The following is a 21,962-nucleotide window of genomic DNA, read 5'->3' on the forward strand; positions in this document are numbered from 1 at the left end:
ATCCTGGGCCTGGTTATCGATTGTTCTGCTGTTGCCCCGATGCCTGATTGCGTTTAGACGCATCCGGTACCAGACGATAGAAGGTTTCGCCCGGGCGGGTCATGCTGAGTTCATTGCGCGCACGCTCCTCGATCGCCTCCTGCCCGCCGTTGAGGTCGTCAATTTCGGCAAACAGCTGATCGTTGCGTGCTTTTAGTTTGGCGTTAGTCGCCTGCTGGGCGGTGACGTCGTCGTTAACCCGCGTGTAGTCATGCAGGCCGTTTTTACCGAACCACAGCGAATACTGTAGCCAGACCAGCAAAGCTAATAATAGCAGCGTTAGTTTACCCATCCTGCCCCCTGAAAAACGGCATCATCATCCCAAAACTCGCCCGGGTACACTACCGGGGCGCGCGGACGATGCCGCGTAACGCGGGGACTGTACCATATTTTTGCTGCCGATACCCATGCTTGATTCATACCAGAAACGGGTTATCCCAACAGCCAGAGGAAGAGTAGCGCAAACATCAGCCCGACGGTCAGGATAGTCGCGCCGGCGCTGTAAAGCAGTTTGCCATTGAGCAGAGAGTGCAGCGCAATACCAACCACCACCGCCACCGGCATCAACGCGAGGAAGAATGGCCAGGTGTAAAGGAGGAAGAAGAGTGTATTACTGCCATAGAGAAGGAAGGGAATACCCAGCGCCAGCAGCCACGAAATAAAGCCCACGGCAGCGCCCGACAAAGACCAGGTGGTCTCGTCGCCGATCGCCGGAGGCGGTTCTGAACGAATAATACTGAGGTTCTGGGTATTGCGCATATCGAATCCTGTAGACCGGGCAACCGGCACCCCTCGATGCCGCTGCCGTTTCAGGATCTGATAATATCGCTCTGTTGCAGCAGGTCTAATAGTTGGTGCACCAAATTTGTTACCAATTGTTCACCATCCAGATGAATTTCCGCCTTTTCCGGAGCCTCATAGACCGAGTCTATGCCGGTGAAATTGCGTAATTCCCCTGCCCGCGCCTTCTTGTACAATCCTTTCGGATCCCGCGCCTCGCAGATGGCCAGCGGGGTATCGACGAACACTTCGATAAAGCGACCTTCCCCGAGGCGCTCGCGCACCATCTGCCGTTCCGCACGGTGCGGAGATATAAATGCCGTCAATACAACCAGCCCGGCATCGACCATCAGTCTGGCCACTTCACCAACGCGGCGAATGTTCTCTTTGCGATCCTCATCGCTGAATCCCAGGTCGCTGCACAGGCCATGGCGCACGTTGTCGCCATCCAGCAGATAGGTGCTGACGCCGCGATCATGCAGCGCCTCCTCCAGCGCCCCGGCGACGGTGGATTTACCCGACCCCGAAAGGCCGGTAAACCACAGCACCACGCCGCGATGGCCGTGATGCTGCTCCCGCTGCTGCTGGGTCACAGGGTGGGCATGCCAGACGACGTTTTCGTCATGCTGGGCCATTATTTGCCTCCCAGCAGGTCGCGGGCGTCCCAGTGCGGGAAGTGTTTGCGGATCAGCTGATTCAGCTCCAGCTCGAAGGCACTGTACTGCGATGTCGACGTCGGCGCCTGCAGGTGCGGCTCGTTGACCATCCCGGCGCCCACGGTGACGTTGGTCAGGCGATCGATAAAGATAAGCCCGCCGGTCACCGGGTTTTGCTGATACGGATCCAGCACTAAAGGTTCGTCAAAGGTTAGATCCACCAGCCCAATGCCGTTCAGCGGCAGAGACTCGACTTCACGCTGGGTCAGGTTGTTAATATCGACCTGGTAGCGGATAGCGTCGACGCGAGCGCGAGTCTTCTTGCCGGCAATTTTAATGTCGTAGCTCTGGCCCGGGGTCAGCGGCTGCTCGGCCATCCACACCACGTCGATGCTGGCGCTTTGTACCGCCGGCAGCGAGGCTTGCGCGTCAACCAGCAGGTCGCCGCGGCTGATGTCGATTTCATCTTTCAGCACAAGGGTAATGGCTTCGCCGGCAGCGGCTTCCTGCAGGTCGCCGTCGAAGGTAACGATACGCGCCACGCTCGATTCGACGCCCGACGGCAGCACCTTCAGACGCTGGCCAACGGTAACCGTACCGGAGGCGACCGTGCCGGAGAAGCCGCGGAAATCGAGGTTCGGACGGTTAACATACTGCACCGGGAAGCGCAGCGGCTGGCTCTCGACCACCCGCTGGATCTCCACGGTTTCGAGAACTTCCAGCAGCGTCGGGCCGCTGTACCACGGCATATTCTCGCTCTGGCTGGCGACGTTATCGCCTTCCAGCGCCGACAACGGCACAAAGCGGATATCAAGGTTGCCCGGCAGCTGCTCGGCGAAGGTCAGATAATCTTCCCGGATCTCGTTGAAGCGCGCTTCGCTAAACTCGACGAGATCCATTTTGTTGACCGCCACCACCAGGTGCTTAATGCCCAGCAGCGTAGAGATAAAGCTGTGACGGCGGGTCTGGTCGAGCACGCCTTTGCGCGCATCGATCAGCAGGATCGCCAGGTCGCAGGTGGACGCGCCGGTGGCCATATTGCGCGTGTACTGCTCGTGCCCCGGGGTGTCGGCGATGATAAATTTGCGTTTTTCCGTTGAGAAATAGCGGTAGGCGACATCGATAGTGATGCCCTGCTCGCGCTCGGCCTGCAGGCCGTCCACCAGCAGCGCCAGGTCCAGCTTTTCGCCCTGGGTGCCGTGACGCTTGCTGTCGTTGTGCAGCGAAGAGAGCTGATCTTCATAGATCTGACGGGTATCGTGCAGCAGGCGGCCAATTAAGGTGCTTTTGCCGTCATCGACGCTGCCGCAGGTCAGAAAACGCAGCAGGCTCTTGTGCTGTTGCGCGTGCAGGTAAGCTTCTACGCCGCCTTCGTTGGCAATTTGTTGGGCAATTGTGGTGTTCATGGCGGCTCCTTAGAAATACCCCTGACGTTTCTTCAGCTCCATCGAGCCGGCCTGGTCGCGGTCAATGACGCGCCCCTGACGTTCGCTGGTGGTCGATACCAGCATCTCTTCAATAATTTCCGGCAGCGTCTGCGCTTCAGACTCCACCGCGCCGGTCAGCGGCCAGCAGCCGAGGGTACGGAAACGCACCATCCGTTTTTCAATCACCTCGCCCGGCTGCAGATCGATACGGTCGTCATCGATCATCATCAGCATGCCGTCGCGCTCCAGCACCGGACGCTCAGCGGCCAGATACAGCGGCACGATTTCAATATTTTCCAGATAGATGTACTGCCAGATATCCAGCTCGGTCCAGTTGGAGAGCGGGAAGACGCGGATGCTTTCGCCTTTGTTAATCTGGCCGTTGTAGTTGTGCCACAGCTCCGGACGCTGATTTTTCGGGTCCCAGCGGTGGAAGCGGTCGCGGAAGGAGTAGATGCGCTCTTTCGCGCGGGATTTCTCTTCGTCGCGACGCGCGCCGCCGAACGCGGCGTCAAAGCCGTATTTGTTCAGCGCCTGCTTCAGGCCTTCGGTTTTCATGATATCGGTATGCTTGGCGCTGCCGTGAACGAACGGGTTGATGCCCATCGCCACCCCTTCCGGGTTTTTATGCACCAGCAGCTCACAGCCGTAGGCTTTGGCGGTACGGTCGCGGAACTCGTACATCTCACGGAATTTCCAGCCGGTATCGACGTGTAGCAGCGGGAACGGCAGGGTTCCCGGATAAAACGCTTTGCGCGCCAGATGCAGCATTACGCTGGAATCTTTCCCGATGGAGTACATCATCACCGGGTTAGAAAATTCGGCGGCCACCTCACGAATAATATGGATGCTTTCCGCCTCCAGTTGCCGCAGGTGAGTGAGTCGTTTTTGGTCCATAACCGTTCCTTAAGCCAGATTGACCACCGAAGCGTTAAACCCCTCGGCGGATGATGTATGTTGAAACCAGGCGAGCTGCTGATGCAGCTGCACCACTTCGCCTACCACCAGCAGGGCAGGCATGGGGGCGTCTTTCGCCAGGTGTTCGAGTTGTTGCAATGTGCCGGTTATCGTCTGCTGATCGTCGCGGGTACCGCGGGAAATCACCGCCACCGGCGTGATGCTGTCGCGGCCGTGGGCGATCAGCTGGGCGCTGATTTCCGCCGCCTTCATGGTGCCCATGTAGATCGCCAGCGTTTGTTGGCTCTTCGCCAGCAGCGCCCAGTCGAACGGCGCACTGTCGGGCTTATAGTGGCCGGTGACAAAGACGGCGCTTTGCGCATAATCGCGGTGGGTCAGCGGAATACCGGCGTAGGCCGTCGCTCCGGCGGCGGCGGTGACGCCCGGCACCACCTGAAACGGGATCCCCGCCTCGGCGGCAGCCTGCAGCTCTTCTGCGCCGCGGCCAAAAATAAACGGATCCCCGCCCTTCAGACGCACGACGGTTTTCCCCGCTTTGGCGGCATCCACCAGCAGCTGATTAGTTTCATGCTGCGGCACCGAGTGCTCGCCGGCGCGTTTGCCGACGCAGATAAGCTCGGCATCACGGCGCACCAGCTCGAGAACCGGCTGAGTCACCAGATGGTCGTGGAAAACCACGTCCGCCTGCTGGAGCGCCTGCAGACCGCGAAGGGTCAGCAGCCCGGCATCGCCCGGCCCGGCGCCGACCAGAATAATCTCTCCTGTCTCACGTTCGGGCTTATCCAGCTCATCCTGCAGCGCCTTTTCCGCCTCCGCATGATTGCCCGCCACCATCAGGCTGGCGAAGCGGCCGGTAAAGACGCGCTCCCAGAAGCGGCGACGCGCTTCGGTGGTCGTCAGGCGGGTTTTCAGATGGTTACGCCAGTAGCTCGCCGATTCCGCCAGCCGTCCGAGGTTCGTCGGCAGCAGCGCTTCGATTTTTTCGCGCAGTATGCGCGACAGTACCGGCGCTTTACCGCTGGAGGAGATCGCCACCAGCAGCGGCGAACGGTCGACGATAGAAGGGAAAACAAACGAGCACAGCGCCTGGTTATCCACCACGTTGACCAGCCGGTAGCGCGCATTAGCCGCCGCAAACACCCGCTGGTTAAGCGCCTCATCCTCCGTGGCCGCAATCACCAGAAAGACATCATCCACCAGCGAGTCGCTAAATTCCGTCGCTCGCCAGCTGAGCGCCTGGCGCGCCGCCAGGTCGGCCAGCGCCGGAGACAGCGTCCCGGCGACCACCTGCACCTGCGCCTGGGCGCGCAGCAGGAACTTAATCTTGCGTTCCGCAATCTCGCCGCCGCCGATCACCAGCACGGGCCTTTGTTTCAGTTCGGCAAAAAGAGGCAAGTAATCCACGGTGCAACAACTCTCTTACAATCAGCGATAATGCGACTATAGGGTGCGCCTTAGAGCAAATGAAATTACGAAATGGAATGAGTTGTGACGCAAAGGAATAACGCTGCGAAAATACAAATATCAAAAAGTGCTTAACGCGCTATTTTTCCGCTATTTAAGAGCGATTGAAATTGTTTAACCGCGGTCACAGTTTCATACTGTAGCCGTCAAATTGTCTCGTTCGTGTAAGGACCCGTTATGTTTTCCGCGTTGTGCCGCCGCCTGCTTCCGCTGGCGCTCGGCACCGGTTTTGTTTTCGCCGCCGCCCCCGCATTCAGCGCGCTGGGCGATACCGCCAGTAGCCAGGCCCGCCATATCGCCACCGTCTTTCCGGGAAGAATGACCGGAACGCCGCCGGAAATGCTCTCAGCTGACTATCTGCGTCAGCAGTTTGCCCAGATGGGCTATCAGAGCGACGTGCGCAGCTTCAATACCCGCTACATCTATACCGATAGCAATCAGCGTAAGAACTGGCATAACGCCACCGGCAGTACGGTGATCGCCGCCCATGAAGGCAAGGTGCGCCAGCAGATTATTATCATGGCTCACCTCGACACCTATGCGCCGCAGAGCGATAAAGACGTGGAAAACAACCTCGGCGGCCTGACGCTGCAGGGTATCGATGACAACGCGATGGGGCTCGGCGTATTGCTGGAGCTGGCGGAGCATTTACAGAACGTCCCCACCCGCTATGGCATTCGCTTTATCGCCACCAGCGGCGAAGAGGAAGGCCGTCTCGGGGCGCAAAATTTGCTGCAGCGCATGAGCGAGGCGGAAAAGAAAAATACGCTGCTGGTGATCAACCTCGATAATCTGGTGGTCGGCGATAAGCTTTACTTCAACAGCGGCCGCCGCACGCCGGCCTCGGTGCGCAAGCTGACCCGCGACCGCGCGCTGGCTATTGCCCGCAGCAAGGGCATTGCCGCCTATACCAATCCAGGACTGAATCCGGATTACCCGAAAGGCACCAGCTGCTGCAATGACGCCAGCGTCTTTGACAACGCCGGGATCCCGGTGCTGTCGGTCGAGGCGACTAACTGGTCACTCGGCAAAAAAGATGGCTATCAACAGCGGCAGAAATCCCGCGCCTTCCCGGACGGTACCAGCTGGCACAACGTGCAGCTTGATAATCAGCAGTATCTCGACAACGCGCTGCCGGGGCGCATCGAACACCGCGGACGCGAGGTAGTGAAAGTGATGCTGCCGCTGGTGAAAGAGCTGGCGAAGGTGGAGAAGCCATCGTCATTAAAATAATCGGCTAGTCAACATCGGCAACAAGGACTGTCGCCATGATCAATTTACGCTGTTCAGGCATTTTTTTTCTGCTGCTGGCTGTCTGCGCGGGCGCCCTCGCCGACAGCCAGGTCTATATCTGGCAGCGGGTCTGGAATGACCAGCATAAGACCGCGCTACAGCAAAGCCAGGCGCTGTTTTCCACCTTGCGCGTTCTGGGGATCCAGTTTCATCCTCAGGAAGGCGTCCGCCTGGCCCGCGTTAACACTTCATTATTACAGCAGGACGGCCGTCCGGTGTGGCTGGTCGTCCGTCTCGATGGCAGCCTGACGCAGCTTGATGCCGCCACAATACTGCCGCCGATCCAGCGCCTGGTGGCCCACTGGCGCGCGGCGGGCGTTAATCTCAGCGCCATTGAAATCGATTATGATGCTCCCACAGGGCGGCTCTCCGATTATCAACGTCTCCTGATGGCCATGCGCCAGGCGCTGCCTTCAGACATCACGCTCAGCATCACGGCGCTCCCGACCTGGCTCACCTCCCCCGGACTGCGTCCTCTGTTGAAAGCGGTAGATAGCTCCGTATTGCAACTTCATAGCGTGCAATCCCCGGGAACCGGCTTGTTCGACCCGACACTGGCCCGGCGCTGGAGCAGGCAATATGCGCTTATCGCTCCTCATCCTTTTTACCTTGCGCTCCCGGCCTATGGTTCCGCGCTCATCACTGCCCCGGGACAGCCCGCCAGCGTTGAAAGCGAGTCACCGCTGTGGATTGCGGCTGAAAAACAAGAACTGAGCGTTTCACCGCAGCAAATCGACACGTTTATTCGCGAACTGGAACAACAGCAGCCGCATCATTTTTCAGGTATCGTCTGGTTTCGTCTGCCTCTGGATAACGATACCCGCGCCTGGTCGCTCAGCACGCTGTCGGCCGTCATCCGCCATCAGCCGTTAACCTCCCGCTGGCAGTGGCTGGCGCTTCCCGATAAGGCCAGCGCCAGCGTAGAGTCTACGCTCTACGAACTGGCGATTAAAAACACAGGCAATATTGACTCCCCACTCCCGGCGAAAATTACGCTAACCACGGAAGATTGTCTGGCCGCCGACGGCGTCGGAAGCTACCGCTTTAGCGAACAAACGTTTTCCCTCACCGCCCCTGCGCTGTTGCGCGCCGGGCGGACGCAAGCCATTGGTTGGGCAAGATGCTCAACGCCACCACAAGGAAAGTTTCATGTTAACCCGTAAATTACCTCTGGCCGCCTTCCTGGCGGCGACGTTTGTCGCTGCCAGCAGCCACGCCTGTGGGCCGTTTTTCCCCAACTACTTGTTAGCAGATCGCCAGGCCAATCTGCTGTACCTGCCGGAGGGGAGCTTTGCTTTAGAGAGCAGCCGCCTGGTGCCTGCCGACCCACGACTTCCACAATGGCGTGATACTTCTGCCGACAAGCCTGCAGCCCCTACTGTGCGGGACCTTTTGCTCAAAGAGATCCGCGCCAGCGGTTCGTTAGCCGCCGCGGAAAAAATGGCCGCCGATCTTCCGACCGCCAGCCGCCTGTACGTGCTCGGCGCAGTGGCATTTACTGAACGCGATAGCCGGGCGCGCGACTATTTTCGCCAGCTTTTGGCCTTGCCCGTGGAACAACAGGGCGAGTGGGGGCTTAAGGCGCGTTATTCGCTCGCACGCGATTTGATGCGTGATTATCCGCTTGCTGACAGTCGTTCTTCTCACGGTAGTGAGCAGGAGTTGCGCGAAGCCTTTGACCTCTACCAGCAGATCATTGACGCCGTTCGTGAAGGTCAGCAGGATCCGGAGCTGCTCTCGCTGGCAAGTCTTGGCCAGCAGGGACGTATCAAACACTGGCAAAGCGACCCCATTGCCGCGGCCCATCTTTATGCCCGGCAAGCGGCGCAGGGCTCACCCAGTGGTAGCCTCTCCTTACGCTACACTGTCGACGTCCTCAACCACCCGGAAAACGAACAGTTCCTGCAACCCGGCCTGGACGATCCGGTTATTCAGCAACTGCTGATTGCGAGCTTTTTTACTCGTTCGTCCAATTCCTTGTACGAGCCGGAACCGCGGCCCTTTGATCCGACAGAGATCAAAAATTACCATAATGAGTTAATAGCGAAGCTGGCGCAGAAAGTCGATCGCGATATGCCCGGTAGCGACCGCCTGATCGCCCTCGCCTATCGTAACGGCCAATATCCGCTGGTGACGCTGATGTTGAAAAACGCCAAAGAAAATGGGCTCACCGCCTGGGTAAGGGCCAAAATGGCGCTGCGGGCCGGTGATGTCAACGCGGCAGCGGCATGGTACGCCAAAGCCGCGGCGTCATTCCCGCCAAATGAAACCTGGGGTTTCCAGTCCTATAGTGATGACATTGTCGGCGAGGAGTTTGTTACGCCGGTCTGCCGTATTCACGCCGAGCAGGCGATACTCGCGCTCAACCGCGACGACTATCTGCAGGCAATGCGGCTGATGTATCAGGCGAAAGAAAATTACTGGCCAGATGTGGCGCACATTGCCGAACGAGTGCTCACGCTCAATGAACTCCTTGCTTTCGTGGATAAATATGTCCCGGCACCTTCTCCTTCAGCCCCTACTACGCCGAAAAATGCCGGGCGCGATAGCGCTGACGCCAGGCTACGCAACCTGCTCGCCCGACGCCTAATGTGCACGGGCCAGTATCAAAAAGCGCTGGCCTATTTTGCGCTGAACGCGGATCGAGACGCCGCCCGGGCGTTTATCGATGCCTTGCCGACAACGGGTAACAAAACCGCCCGGGCGCAGGGCTGGTGGCGAGCAGCGCTTATCCTGCGTCATCAGGGAATGGAATTGTCTGGCTATGAGATGGCGCCCGATTTTACGCTGTATGGTGGCGGGTATTCATGGCCCTATTACAACCGGGGGCCTGAAGATGATTCGGCCGTGACATCGTGGATAAGTGATGGCGAACGACAACGCGTTCAGCGATCCCTGCCAAAACAGGACAGTCATTTCTTACACTATCGCTGGCAGGCGGTGACGCTGGCGGAAAAAGCGGCCGACCTGTTGCCATATAAATCACAGGCCTATGCTGCCGTGCTGTGTAATGCAACAGGATGGGTATGGGGGCGGGATGCTCAATTAACCAAACGCCTGTATCAGCGCTATGTTAAATACGGCGCCCCATACCCATGGGCCGAAAATTTTGGTCGGGATTGCCCGGAGCCGGATTTTAGCGCGCTCCAGGAGACGGTGAAAAAGCAGTGATATCGGCTAATTAAGGGGGCATTCCGTTAAAGAGCGGCAGGTAGTGATACTTATTTTCAGTCGTCTTTCGTCCTCACCATAAGGCTCGATGAAGTTAGTGGCAGGCTTATCCCCGCTGGCGCGGGGAACACTCGGACTACGTTGAGCAACGTCTGTCCGTTAACGGTTTATCCCCGCTGGCGCGGGGAACACTCGGACTACGTTGAGCAACGTCTGTCCGTTAACGGTTTATCCCCGCTGGCGCGGGGAACACAGCGCCAGCACCCCCTTGAATTGTGACCATTCCGGTTTATCCCCGCTGGCGCGGGGAACACACTGTGCAAGCAACACCGGGGCGAATGGAAATCGGTTTATCCCCGCTGGCGCGGGGAACACGTTAACGGTCGTGTTGGAGCCGTTGATGATTTCGGTTTATCCCCGCTGGCGCGGGGAACACTTATCGAGGAAGCCGACAAAGAGATCGTGAACCGGTTTATCCCCGCTGGCGCGGGGAACACACATCATATCCAGAAGCCCAAAATTTAGAGCGCGGTTTATCCCCGCTGGCGCGGGGAACACAAAAGGAGCAAAAGCAGCTTCAAATGTATTGACGGTTTATCCCCGCTGGCGCGGGGAACACACACTTGGCCGCATGGGTGCAACGTTTACTAACGGTTTATCCCCGCTGGCGCGGGGAACACAATTTCCTCCACGATTGGATAACAGTGCGAACCGGTTTATCCCCGCTGGCGCGGGGAACACAGATTAAAACAAATATCCTTCTGGTACGGCGACGGTTTATCCCCGCTGGCGCGGGGAACACTTTCGGGTCAAGCCCTTCAAGACCAGTTTTTTCGGTTTATCCCCGCTGGCGCGGGGAACACCGGGCTGCAACTTTAGTCGCGCGAATCATTTGCGGTTTATCCCCGCTGGCGCGGGGAACACAGATCGTCCTGGTACATTTTCTGCAGCGCCTGCGGTTTATCCCCGCTGGCGCGGGGAACACTTCTGAAACCCCGGTAATGCGTCGTTTGATTACGGTTTATCCCCGCTGGCGCGGGGAACACATATGAAAAGTGGTGCGCACCTAAATTTCATCCGGTTTATCCCCGCTGGCGCGGGGAACACGGGGGACAGTTGGCCGGCACGTGTCAGCCCCTCGGTTTATCCCCGCTGGCGCGGGGAACACTTTCAGGGAGATATCCAGCACAACGTAACCGCCGGTTTATCCCCGCTGGCGCGGGGAACACTCAGGATATCCGCCGCGGTACCGGTCTTGACTCGGTTTATCCCCGCTGGCGCGGGGAACACCATCCCCAACTGAAGATGGGGTACATCTGATCCGGTTTATCCCCGCTGACGCGGGGAACACCAACTTCAACGAGCAGCCGGTTGGAGACGAGGCGGTTTATCCCCGCTGGCGCGGGGAACACCAGAAATCGGCAGCTGAGCGGCTGGTTACTGCAGGTTTATCCCCGCTGGCGCGGGGAACACTTGTTTCACCACCGCACCGTAAACGTTGGTGCCGGTTTATCCCCGCTGGCGCGGGGAACACGGCGCGGTGCGACCGGCACGAGAGATGCCCGCCGGTTTATCCCCGCTGGCGCGGGGAACACAACTGGCCCGGCTACGGCGACAAGATCCAAACCGGTTTATCCCCGCTGGCGCGGGGAACACTCCGGCGCGCTGCGTCGAGGTTGCCCCGCCTGCGGTTTATCCCCGCTGGCGCGGGGAACACTCTGGAAGATGGCCTGTAGGCTGGTGATCTGCCGGTTTATCCCCGCTGGCGCGGGGAACACGCGTGAGAACCTGGTATCCTGGCTGATAACGGTGGTTTATCCCCGCTGGCGCGGGGAACACACCTCGCGCACCAGCACCTCGGCCGGCGCATTCGGTTTATCCCCGCTGGCGCGGGGAACACAACGTTCACGCCATTAATGCGACGAACAAACTCGGTTTATCCCCGCTGGCGCGGGGAACACCTGTCATTGCAGGTTATTGCTACTAAAAATGGCGGTTTATCCCCGCTGGCGCGGGGAACACCGTTAATTAAGGCGCAGGCCATTGCTATTGCTCGGTTTATCCCCGCTGGCGCGGGGAACACTCCGACCATTTCCCCGCGGGAGATGATCACGGCGGTTTATCCCCGCTGGCGCGGGGAACACACAGCCCCGTCGACTGCTATATCTTCAGCTTCCGGTTTATCCCCGCTGGCGCGGGGAACACCGGGTTCAATGGGCCGGAACTTGTCATCCCGGCGGTTTATCCCCGCTGGCGCGGGGAACACATAGCGTCGATATCGCCATTCGGGCTTTCGACCGGTTTATCCCCGCTGGCGCGGGGAACACGATATTCGCGAAAACGGGCTTGACGCGGTACACGGTTTATCCCCGCTGGCGCGGGGAACACGCGGGCGACGGGGGTGGCCTGGTCCGCCCGATACGGTTTATCCCCGCTGGCGCGGGGAACACGCAGCGTCGGCGCCCCGCACAAAAGAGATCGCCGGTTTATCCCCGCTGGCGCGGGGAACACAGCTTACCCCCGGAAATAGCGCGGCCAGTGACCGGTTTATCCCCGCTGGCGCGGGGAACACTGACGTCTGCGATACTATAATATTTAGAGGCGCGGTTTATCCCCGCTGGCGCGGGGAACACTGCAGCTCCGTGTCAATGCGCGGATGAAACAGCGGTTTATCCCCGCTGGCGCGGGGAACACAAGCTGCCGGAGTTGCGCCAGCACATCGCTACCGGTTTATCCCCGCTGGCGCGGGGAACACTCCCCATTAACAAAAGGTGTTTCTATCACAACCGGTTTATCCCCGCTGGCGCGGGGAACACCCGACGAGGACCTGGACGACGACCCGGTTACCCGGTTTATCCCCGCTGGCGCGGGGAACACTCAGAGTGGGACATCACACCGGAAGGGCTGGACGGTTTATCCCCGCTGGCGCGGGGAACACTGCTGGGGTATCGAGATCCCGGTAAAAAATATCGGTTTATCCCCGCTGGCGCGGGGAACACCCCGCAAGATTTACGACCAGATGGAGGCTACGCGGTTTATCCCCGCTGGCGCGGGGAACACATTCCCGCTAATAGCCTTCGGCGTCTTTATACCGGTTTATCCCCGCTGGCGCGGGGAACACATTCTTTTTCGTCTTCTCGACGAATGCCCGGACGGTTTATCCCCGCTGGCGCGGGGAACACGTGGATGGATATCGCACGCCGGGAGGCGAACACCGGTTTATCCCCGCTGGCGCGGGGAACACTCTGTAAATGTTGGTTGCAATATGAGTGGAGACGGTTTATCCCCGCTGGCGCGGGGAACACCTTTGAGGATTTAACGAAAGCGTTCGACGTTGCGGTTTATCCCCGCTGGCGCGGGGAACACAGCGACGAATCAATCCGCGCGTTTCGCGGCAACGGTTTATCCCCGCTGGCGCGGGGAACACGGCCGCAGAGAGGCCGGAAAACGTAAATCACTCGGTTTATCCCCGCTGGCGCGGGGAACACACTAAACATATATTACTGTTTTTTAATGCCTTTTTAAGGCGACAACAATCCACCAACTTTATTCCAACAATTTCACATTATTAAAGAACATCCAACTCATTGATTTTCAATGGGAAGAAATGAAACCAGTCGTAGGCCATCTAAATCTACCGGTATACGGCGGTTCTCACCCCAGGTTTGGAACTCGAAACCTGATTCACTGTTTGTCGCCCAGGCCATCACGACATTTCCACCGTCACTTAGCTGTATCACCTGCTGCCAGATCATTTCCCGGATCCGCTTTGAGGTATCGCCAACGTAGACTCCCGCTCGAACCTCCAGCAGCCAGATGGCGAGCCGCCCCCGCAGACGAGGAGGGACATTTTCCGTCACCACCATAAGCATACTCATCAGCCATGCCCTCGATGCCCGCTATCCCCCATTGATTCAGGCTCAGGGATCGCCGGCGGCAGCATATCCGGCGGTGGTTGAGGCGGTTCGATTTCGCCTGCCGACAACACCTCTTCAATCAACGGAATCAATTTTCCTGTCAGCTTTGTGCTGCGGAAAATATCGCGACAGGCCAGCCTGACTTCTTTATCCGGTTCAGCAGGATGACGCGCGGCTATCTCAAATGCCTTTGGCACCACGGCATCGAATTTAATAATGTCAGCAATATCATAAACGAACGAAAGCGGCTTACCGCTGTGGATAAAACCGATGGCGGGCGCATAGCCTGCCGCCAGTATCGCCGCCTCTGAAATGCCATACAGACACGACGTCGCCACGCTGATGCACTGGTTGACGATATCCCCTTTGGCCCAGTCTTTCGGATCATAATTGCGCCCGTGCCATTTCACGCCGTAGCGTTTCGCCAACAGAGCGTAGGTTTGGCGAACGCGGGATCCTTCAATGCCGCGCAGCTGCTCCACAGAACGACGCGCGGGCGGCGCCTCGCGAAAACGCAGTTCATACATTTTGCGCACCACCTTCAGCCGCAAATCGTCATCCAGCGCCAGCTTAGCCTGGTACAACAGTTTGTCGGCCCGCGCGCCGCCGGGCTGGCCAGAGGAGTAAACCCGCACGCCCGCTTCCCCCACCCACACCAGCAGCGTTCCGACGGTCGAGGCCAGACGCACTGCCGCATGAGAAACCCGCGTTCCCGGCTCCAGCATAATGCAGGCTACCGACCCTACCGGGATATGGGTACGGATCCCGGTTTTGTCGATCAACACAAATGCGCCATCCAGCACATCGATCTGCCCGTACTGGAGAAAGATCATCGACGTGCGATCTTTTAGCGGGATGGGATTTAGCGGCACAAAGGTCACTCGCCGTCTCCGGGTTTGATCATCATCATTCCACAGCCAAAAGCCCGGCTTTTACCGTATCCCGACGCCAGACGCTGCAAAAACAGCGCGGGATCGTTCACCACCAACATGCCGGTGTAATCCACACTGCTGAACTGAATGGTCTGGCGCGATTTTTCGCGCCGTATCTGCTGCTGACGATAAGCATCCACCACGGTCTCCGCTAAAGAAAACCCGCTTTGTTCACCTTGCCGCGTTAACCAGGCCAGCGCAGCCTGCTGCTGATGCGCCCAGATATCCCGAGGTTCAACATGCTCTTTAACCTGGCGCTTAGCATCCATCAGCAGATCGTGGCGCTTGCCGGCTTTACAAATCGTTGGATTTGCCCGCAGGCTAAAACATAATCTCTGGCCAGCCCGCAGTTCGGGATTAAACGAACGGCTTTGGATCTCAAAAGTCTCGCTCTCAGCAGGCAGCTGTGGTGACAAAACGAAAAAGCGAAATGCGCCCTGCAGCGCTTCGCGCCGATAGAGAAACTGCCGCTGTTGCCCGCCTGGAAAAAGCTGCCACAACCACTGATGCATGACATATTCACCGCGTTCCACCAGGTGCAAGAGCCGTAATGGCGAAAGCTGCGCGGTATACAACGTTATTCTTGAGAGGTACACGTTTCCTCCTTACTGAGCCAGGTTCCCTGATTCATGGAGCGCTCGCCAAACAGCCAATGCTGGCGGTTAAGCGGACAGTCGCGGCGCCGCAGTATTTTATTGGCGAATAAACCAGCATGCTCACCCTCCCACCAGCATTGATCCTGCAGCTGTCGCAGAGAAAGCCTCAGCAGGTTAAATTTATCCTGATACTGGCGATAAGCCTGGCGAAGTACCTCTGCGGCGTGGCCTTCAAGCAGCAGCGGCATTAACGGCAGCGCCAGCGGATGACTTTTGCGTCCCAGATACAGCGGAAATACCGGGTAACGTAGCGCCTCGTGCAACTGCTCCAGCGAGTAAGGCGCATCAGGCGTGACCGCCACCGCCACCATCCACCAGGCATCGGTATAATAATCGCGCCGGGAGATCAGCGCGCTGAGTAGCTCAGGATCCTGTAACTCTTCGCGGCGACTGAAATAGCGCGCCTTACGCACTTCTTTCGGCATCTGTACAGTATGATAATCCCTCGCCCAGCGCGGTTCGCTGCTGGCGCAGAGCAAAAAGGAGTAATGCTGGTTGAAGGCGTTTAACCGCTGTTCTTCTTCACGGCGGATCCCTAATGCCGCCGCCAGCAGCCCCAGCAATGCTGAACGGGAGGGTAGCTCATGGCTATGACGGACCTCGCCGGGGGCGTCCACGCCCCACGACGCCATCGGACCATGAAGCTGAAAAACCAGATATTGGCTCATAAGCCGCCCCTTACGCGCAGATGAAATCAAGCACGTCATTCATGCTTCCCTGCTTATTCATCACGTCAAAGTGCTGAAATGCCGTCTGCTGCCCGTAGACGGTATTCATATTTTCCCGCAGCGCAGTAATCCGCTGTACCGCGACATCCAGCTGATCGCCGCCATTAATGGGCTGATAAAATGCCGCCGCCAGTGAGCGCGGTTGATCGGTGCCTTTTTCCGCCAGCGCCCAGGACGCGTAGGCGCGGCTGGCGAAGCTGTTCTGTTTGCCGGTTGGAGAGACTTTTAGCGCCGCTTCGGCGAACGCGCGCAGCGTTTTGTTCGCCAGTTCTTCATTACCGTTGAGGTTGTTCACCAGCAGATCTTTATCAATGCAGATATAGGTATAAAACAGCGCCGAGCCAAAACCCGTTTCCCCTAAGTGGCCTGCGCCAGCGTCTTCAGAGGCTGCGCGTAAGTCATCCACCGCCGTGAAGAAATCGTCCTCAACAAGGGTTTCGCTAACGCCAAAAGCGTGCGCCACCTGGCAGGCAGCTTCAACGTTATAGGTCGGTTGGTCCGCCAGCATGCGGCCAAACATCGCGATATCTACCGCCATGCGGTCGTGGCGCAGCAGCGCTGCTTCTTCTTTCGTGGCCGCACGTTTTTCTTCCGCCAGGCGGTGCGCCAGCGCTTTCACGGCGTCAAACTCTGCGGGGCTAATGTGCGCCAGCTGTTCCGTTTCCGAACACTTCAGCGGATCGTTTTGATCCGCTTTAGTTTTAACTTTGCCAAAGCATTCGCCAATAGCTTTGACGTAATCCACCGCTTTCTTTGGTTCAATCCCGCTCTTCACCAGAATTTCCGCGGCTTCGCGGGCGATGCGGCCGCTGCGGATGCCAATATGGCCGGCCAGCGCTTGCTCAAAAAGTTCGGAAGTACGCCATGCGCGTTTCAGGCTCTGCGAAGAGATGCGCAAACGGGTCGCCCCTCCAAGCATCACCGTTTTCGGCGCGCCGGTATCGTCACGGTTGAGGTTAGCGGCAGGGTAAGCAGTCAGTAAGTGAAGCTGAATAAAAGTCGTCATTTGAAATTCCTTTTAACATCATTCGGCATCGCCGGCCTGGTAATAGTCCAGCGCCCAGCGGATACGGATAAATTCGATTGGCCGCTGCTGACGGCGGCGGTGATTCAGTAAATCGTCTTGCTCACGACACCAGCGAAAGATATCTTCCGCCAGCGACAAGAGATTCACTGAACCGTGGAGCAGGCTTATTGCTCGACGCAGCTGGCGCAGCAGCTCATCGGGGGTTTTGACCGCCGAAAGCCGGGCAAACCTCAGTCTCGACATCACCGGGGTATCGCCCGTTTTCTGCCCCAGCTGAGCGGCGAACGTCTGGCGGTCATCAATCGTTTTCACCTGCGCCGCCAGCGCCGCTACCAGCGCCAGCGCGGTAAAACGCCACGCCTTCCCCTGGGTGTTCCACAGAGAATGTGTTTGCACCATCAGGGAGTGAAAGCCTTCCGACAGGCAGACATCGTTCAGCGTCGCGCTACGCCGGAGGCTGGCCCGCAGACCACGCTTCTCCTGCAGCTCTTCATGCCATTGGCGCAGCGTGGCCTTATGTTCATCACTTACAACATTCATTGCGCAGCCTCCTGCTTTTTAGCCCTGGCGGCTTTTGCACTCTGCTTTTCCGCCGACGTGGCGAAATATTTTTTACGCGCGGCCATGCAGCGCGCCAGGTCGTTGTTTTCATAGGGATTGGTAAAGACACGATCGTCAAAGCAGTGACGAACGAATAACCACAACTCGCTTTGCCATTTGTCCAGCCGTTCCTGCGCGGGTTGGCCATTCTCCAGCTCGTGGATGAGGTTCAAAAAACGCGGCTGGGTCTGGTTCCAGAAATCGATATCAATAAAGCTAAAGTCGCCGCGCGCGCCTTTGGGATCGTCAAACCATGCCTCTTTTAGCGCGCTGCGCAGCAGGCTCAGCAGGCGTACGGCGGTTTGCGCGGCTTTGCGTAAATCGGGGATCGTGCTTTCATCCGTCAACAGGGGGAAATGATGTTCGTACCAGCAGCGAATCTTCATATTGTCGAAGTCGGCGCCAAATCCCCACAGCCCGGCTTTGATGTTCCTGGGACCGCGTGCGTTGAACACCTTCACGACCTGGGCCGGGTATTCGCTGTTGCTTTCCGTCTGATTATCCTGGCTTAACCCCAGCCAGTCGCGCCAGATAAGGCCGCCGGGCTGGGGTTTGACGGAAAAGAAGCCGCCGTCACCTTTCAGCGCCAGACGATACGGCGTGAGCGGGTGGCGCCAGCCGTCGTAGTTTATGCCGTAGTTTTTGACCGCCATCTGGCTAAGTAGCCCATCGCTTTCGCTGGCGCAGATGTCGCAGGTCCCTTGCTGAGTGGCGGCAAAATCCAGGCGGATACGGCGGGGCATTCCCCAGTACGCCTGCAGCTTATCCACCTGCTCCGGGGTAGTGATGGCGCTGGCTTGCTCGCTGGTGCGCGTCGGAGCAAGCCACGGGAAAACGGACTCGTCGTAAGCGGCAGGTAACGGCATATCCGCGGCATCCTGCGGCAGCACGTTGAGCCACAGCTTGCGCCATAGCGGCGTGAGGCGGTCCCCCTCATACTCCTGCAGTTCAATCAGCGTGGTCAGCGGCCCACCGCCGCGCAGTCCGGTGCGGTAGCCTTTGCCGCCTGATGGCGCATTCAGCTGTAAAGAAAACAACGCCAGCGCAGCGCAGTGCGGGCAAAAAGAGTTGGTCACGCCACGTTTGATAAAATGATCTTTATTGAATTTAGTGGTCTGCGCGCCGGGGACTTCCGGTAACAGGGAAGCAATCGACACCTTATCGCCCGCTAACGAATCGAAATCCTGCATAAACGACGGTGTATCCGGGCCAAACTGAAAGGCAGCCTCCAGCGGCGCGAATGCCGTAACGAGCGTCTCTGCGCTTAGCCCCGCGTCCCAGGTATCTTCCCAGCCATTGCGGTTTTTGGGGGCAACAGCGCACTGCAACAGCCCAATCAGAAATTGCCAGGCGGCACCCTGTAAATCTGCTCGCGTGGCGGCAATATCCACCACGTCCTCATCCGTCAGCCCAACCGGCGCCAGCTTGCCCGTTGTACCATCGCGGTAACGGACCGGAAGCCAGGCAGTAGTTAAAAGAGAGAAAGTATTCATGTAGTTAGCTGCTAGACCTCCATTGTTCCGATTAATCCTTCACTGGCCGAATAACCGCAGTCCGGCGAATCTGTAACAATAATCACCACGGCGAAATCCGGGTTTTGATGCTGTTGTACACACCACTGCTGCAGCGGCTTTTCAGCCAGAAGCGTGAATTCAGCTTTGTGTTTACGCCACCAGCTTTCCCGCACCCGCAGCATGCTCATTTCCCACGGATGCGCGCCGCTGGCGTAAGGCAGCAGCTGCCCATCGACGCTTTTCGCCAGCCACAGCGTGACCGACTCCTCTGCCAGGCGAGTAGAGAGCTTGTCAGCCAGGAAATCACTGCTATCGGGGCTATATCCCGGCTTAAAGTTCAGGAGCATTTGGTGGGCAAACGCGCGATCGCAGTAATATTTTGCCAACTGCGCTTGCTCGGCTTTGGCTAACCCATCGGGAATAGCGATATCTTCCCCGTAGACGGATTCAATCAATAATCGGGCAGATTGCGGCATCCGGATGGCCCCCTGCTGTCGCAAAACGCGCTGCGTCAGCCACAGACGGCCGTGATCGGGATAGACGTAAGCGCTGTTGTGCATTGTGCTGGTCAGCCACTCTTCTTGTGGCGCCTCATCCCATTCCGGGGCAAGGATCATTAACTGTGGCGCCGCCCGCTCGTCCTCTCCGCCGACGTTCAGCCGACCGTGACGATCGCGGATATGGCGTTGAAGCCGACCTGTGCGCTGAATCAACAGGTCGATAGGCGCTAAATCAGAGATCATGTTGTCCATATCGATATCGAGGCTCTGCTCTATGACCTGAGTGGCAATCAGCACCCTACCCGCCCGCTGCGTGCTGTCGTCCTTGCCAAAGTGCGACAGGGTTTCTTTCTCAATTCGCTGACGGTCATAAAAGGCGAAGCGGCTATGGAATAACGAAATTTTTTCGGCGGGGATCGCGCCTCGGGACAGTAGTTGGCGATAGATACGCACGGCATCGTCAATGGAATTGCGTATCCAGGCGATACAGCGCCCTTCGCTGGCGGATTGTTCGATACGGGCGAGGCAGGCTTCTTCGTTATCCAGCCAGCCGATGTTCACGCTGCGCTCGACCTCTTTGCGGGTGGCGACATAGCGGGAGATAACCTCTCGTCCCGCCACCTGCGTCAGCCAGGGGTAGTCGTCATTACCCAGAAGCGGCGCCGCAAGCGCGCAGCCGCTACCGCGACTAAAGGAAGCAACCAACTTATCGCGCTGCTGCTGCGAGAGCGTAGCGGAAAGCAAGATAACGCTGTTGCCGCTGCGCGCCTGTTGCTCAATCAGGCTTTCCAGAATCCGCGACATATAGGCATCGTAGGCGTGGATCTCATCGGCCAGCAGCACTTTATTGTCGAGTCCCAGCAACCGCAGGTTGTTATGTTTAAAGGGCATGACTGCCATCAGCGCCTGATCAAGCGTGCCCACCCCCACCTCGGCCAGCAGCGCTTTTTTATTGCTGTCGGCAAACCATGCCGCGCAGCCCTGGCTGAATGGCTGTTCGTCATCAGGCTCTTCCGAACCGGAGACAGCGCCGGGCCAGATACGCTGATTAAAACCCTCCATCAACCCGCGAGCGCTGTGCGCCAGCACCAGGCTGGGGCGCGCATCAGCCTGGTATAAAGCGAGCCATGATTGCGCCAGCCGGTCGAACATGGCATTGGCCGTCGCCATCGTCGGCAGACCAAAAAACAGCCCTTGCGCCTTTCGGGCGGACATCAAGCGGTGGGTCAGGATTAACGCCGCCTCCGTTTTGCCTGCTCCGGTAACATCTTCAAGGATAAACAGCTGCGGTCCCGGCTGGCTGATATCCAGCTCAAGTACCGCCTTCTGAAGCGGCGTTGGGTGCTGGATAAAAGGAAACAATGTCTCTATTCCCGTAAATGGCGCAACAGCCGCAGCAGGAGGAAAAACATTCACTGCCTGTTCTGCCAGCACGTTTGCCTGCCGCCAGTAGACATCAAGCGGCATTCGTTGGGCGACTCGGGGAAAAAAGCGGGTCGATGAGCCTGTCCAGTCGGCCAGTACCACCGCAGCCGAAATAAACCACGACAGCTGATTGAACAGCTCAACGCCTTCATCGTCATCCCAGCAAGCCGGGATTTCAATGTCTGAAAATAACGGTTTAATAGCCAACAGAAAATCATGCGCCGCGTTGATATCTGATGGATGAAAATTACCCACATCGCGCATCCCCACCGGTGGACGTCCGTGATGACCAGTGGTTAAGGGCATCCACATCGCAATAGTCCGTTTAAGATTACGCACTGGCAAAGATGAGGCTGGAAATAATTCAGTACAATCTCTTAAGTGGGTATTCCACAGCCAATAACCGAGCGTTGAGTGCGCTATTTTTTCATAATCTTTTCGATTATCAACAGGCGCAATAAGATCTTCATGAATATAAAGTTGTTGAAACGAACGAGAGAACTTACCAATATCATGCCAGCATAATAGCCAGGCAAAGAATTGCGCGGCGTTTTCAATATCATTAATCCCTAAACGCCTGAAATGCCCCGCCAGACCATAGATATCTCGCTTTACCATACAGTAGCCCATGGCGGCGACATCAAGGGAGTGCCAGCACAGCAGATGGTAATCATCACCCCCACCGGCTTCTCCCTGGCGAGTTTTACCCCAGTAGTTATAAATTGACACAGCATGTCCAGCGCAGAATCGACAGTGAACAGATAATCTACGCCTTTAAGATAATTTAAAAATGATATACCTCAAGACAGGTATTTATTATTAGTACATATAGAATAATGAACTTCATTCACTGAATTAATAAAGATAATGATGTGGATGTTAACTATAAAAAATCCCGGAATAACCGGGATTCAA

The 21,962-nt window shown here is 57.6% G+C and carries 17 protein-coding genes and 1 CRISPR repeat array; of the genes, 3 read left to right on the forward strand and 14 right to left on the reverse strand.

What is annotated here, in order from left to right; all coding sequences use genetic code 11:
- Positions 1 to 13: 13 nt before the first annotated feature.
- The 6 genes from ftsB to cysG all read right to left on the reverse strand — a co-directional run bounded on the left by ftsB (position 14) and on the right by cysG (position 5,215).
- Positions 14 to 331, reverse strand: coding sequence for a cell division protein FtsB (gene ftsB / locus ACKLKD_RS00325; RefSeq protein ID WP_002915156.1), 318 nt, complete (start codon positions 329 to 331; stop codon positions 14 to 16).
- A gap of 140 nt (positions 332 to 471) precedes the next feature.
- The gene (locus tag ACKLKD_RS00330; protein WP_080897113.1) at positions 472 to 798 is read right to left on the reverse strand and encodes a DUF3561 family protein; all 327 of its coding nucleotides are present in this window, start codon (positions 796 to 798) and stop codon (positions 472 to 474) included.
- Positions 799 to 848: 50 nt separating this feature from the next.
- On the reverse strand, positions 849 to 1,454 hold the full coding sequence (cysC, locus tag ACKLKD_RS00335; protein WP_080897112.1) for an adenylyl-sulfate kinase: 606 nt from the start codon (positions 1,452 to 1,454) through the stop codon (positions 849 to 851).
- Positions 1,454 to 2,881 carry a sulfate adenylyltransferase subunit CysN gene (gene cysN / locus ACKLKD_RS00340; protein ID WP_080897111.1) on the reverse strand — a complete coding sequence of 476 codons (1,428 nt, stop codon included), beginning with the start codon at positions 2,879 to 2,881 and terminating at the stop codon, positions 1,454 to 1,456. The genes cysC and cysN overlap by 1 nt, the downstream gene beginning before the upstream one ends.
- A 9-nt stretch (positions 2,882 to 2,890) precedes the next feature.
- Positions 2,891 to 3,799, reverse strand: a complete 909-nt coding sequence (cysD, locus tag ACKLKD_RS00345) for a sulfate adenylyltransferase subunit CysD (protein ID WP_002915160.1) — start codon at positions 3,797 to 3,799, stop codon at positions 2,891 to 2,893.
- Positions 3,800 to 3,808: 9 nt separating this feature from the next.
- The gene (gene cysG / locus ACKLKD_RS00350) at positions 3,809 to 5,215 is read right to left on the reverse strand and encodes a siroheme synthase CysG (protein ID WP_165931856.1); all 1,407 of its coding nucleotides are present in this window, start codon (positions 5,213 to 5,215) and stop codon (positions 3,809 to 3,811) included.
- A gap of 246 nt (positions 5,216 to 5,461) precedes the next feature.
- Here cysG and ACKLKD_RS00355 point away from each other — a divergent pair, with 246 nt between their 5' ends.
- Genes ACKLKD_RS00355 through ACKLKD_RS00365 form a run of 3 tightly spaced genes read left to right on the forward strand, consistent with a single transcriptional unit; the run spans position 5,462 to position 9,748 of the window.
- Complete coding sequence (locus ACKLKD_RS00355) at positions 5,462 to 6,517, forward strand: aminopeptidase (protein WP_080897109.1); 1,056 nt, start codon at positions 5,462 to 5,464, stop codon at positions 6,515 to 6,517.
- A gap of 35 nt (positions 6,518 to 6,552) precedes the next feature.
- The gene (locus tag ACKLKD_RS00360; protein WP_087804578.1) at positions 6,553 to 7,740 is read left to right on the forward strand and encodes a DUF3142 domain-containing protein; all 1,188 of its coding nucleotides are present in this window, start codon (positions 6,553 to 6,555) and stop codon (positions 7,738 to 7,740) included.
- Positions 7,727 to 9,748: a hypothetical protein gene (locus tag ACKLKD_RS00365; protein WP_087804581.1), complete on the forward strand. Its 2,022-nt coding sequence runs from the start codon at positions 7,727 to 7,729 to the stop codon at positions 9,746 to 9,748. Before ACKLKD_RS00360 ends, ACKLKD_RS00365 begins: the two co-directional genes overlap by 14 nt.
- A gap of 102 nt (positions 9,749 to 9,850) precedes the next feature.
- Positions 9,851 to 13,236: a CRISPR direct-repeat array (repeat unit 29 nt; unit sequence CGGTTTATCCCCGCTGGCGCGGGGAACAC).
- Positions 13,237 to 13,332: 96 nt separating this feature from the next.
- On the opposite strand, the gene cas2e is transcribed toward ACKLKD_RS00365, so the two are convergent.
- Genes cas2e through ACKLKD_RS00405 form a run of 8 tightly spaced genes read right to left on the reverse strand, consistent with a single transcriptional unit; the run spans position 13,333 to position 21,776 of the window.
- Positions 13,333 to 13,626 (reverse strand): type I-E CRISPR-associated endoribonuclease Cas2e, encoded by a 294-nt coding sequence (gene cas2e, locus ACKLKD_RS00370; RefSeq protein ID WP_025712827.1) that lies wholly within the window; start codon positions 13,624 to 13,626, stop codon positions 13,333 to 13,335.
- A complete protein-coding gene (gene cas1e, locus ACKLKD_RS00375; protein WP_025712828.1) occupies positions 13,626 to 14,546 on the reverse strand; it encodes a type I-E CRISPR-associated endonuclease Cas1e in 921 nt (306 codons plus the stop codon). The genes cas2e and cas1e overlap by 1 nt, the downstream gene beginning before the upstream one ends.
- Positions 14,543 to 15,193: a type I-E CRISPR-associated protein Cas6/Cse3/CasE gene (cas6e, locus tag ACKLKD_RS00380; protein WP_025712829.1), complete on the reverse strand. Its 651-nt coding sequence runs from the start codon at positions 15,191 to 15,193 to the stop codon at positions 14,543 to 14,545. Before cas6e ends, cas1e begins: the two co-directional genes overlap by 4 nt.
- Entirely contained in the window at positions 15,175 to 15,921 is a 747-nt protein-coding gene (cas5e, locus tag ACKLKD_RS00385) for a type I-E CRISPR-associated protein Cas5/CasD (RefSeq protein ID WP_080897106.1), read from the reverse strand. The genes cas6e and cas5e overlap by 19 nt, the downstream gene beginning before the upstream one ends.
- Positions 15,922 to 15,931: 10 nt before the next feature.
- The gene (cas7e, locus tag ACKLKD_RS00390) at positions 15,932 to 16,987 is read right to left on the reverse strand and encodes a type I-E CRISPR-associated protein Cas7/Cse4/CasC (RefSeq protein ID WP_025712831.1); all 1,056 of its coding nucleotides are present in this window, start codon (positions 16,985 to 16,987) and stop codon (positions 15,932 to 15,934) included.
- 18 nt (positions 16,988 to 17,005) lie between these two features.
- A complete protein-coding gene (gene casB / locus ACKLKD_RS00395; protein WP_004142782.1) occupies positions 17,006 to 17,548 on the reverse strand; it encodes a type I-E CRISPR-associated protein Cse2/CasB in 543 nt (180 codons plus the stop codon).
- Positions 17,545 to 19,101: a type I-E CRISPR-associated protein Cse1/CasA gene (gene casA, locus ACKLKD_RS00400; RefSeq protein WP_080897105.1), complete on the reverse strand. Its 1,557-nt coding sequence runs from the start codon at positions 19,099 to 19,101 to the stop codon at positions 17,545 to 17,547. The genes casB and casA overlap by 4 nt, the downstream gene beginning before the upstream one ends.
- Before the next feature lie 11 nt (positions 19,102 to 19,112).
- Positions 19,113 to 21,776, reverse strand: coding sequence for a CRISPR-associated helicase/endonuclease Cas3 (locus tag ACKLKD_RS00405; RefSeq protein ID WP_087804584.1), 2,664 nt, complete (start codon positions 21,774 to 21,776; stop codon positions 19,113 to 19,115).
- Between the last annotated feature and the right edge of the window lie 186 nt (positions 21,777 to 21,962).

This window comes from Klebsiella sp. 10982, assembly GCF_048589245.1.
Classification (GTDB): Bacteria; Pseudomonadota; Gammaproteobacteria; order Enterobacterales; family Enterobacteriaceae; genus Klebsiella; species Klebsiella quasivariicola.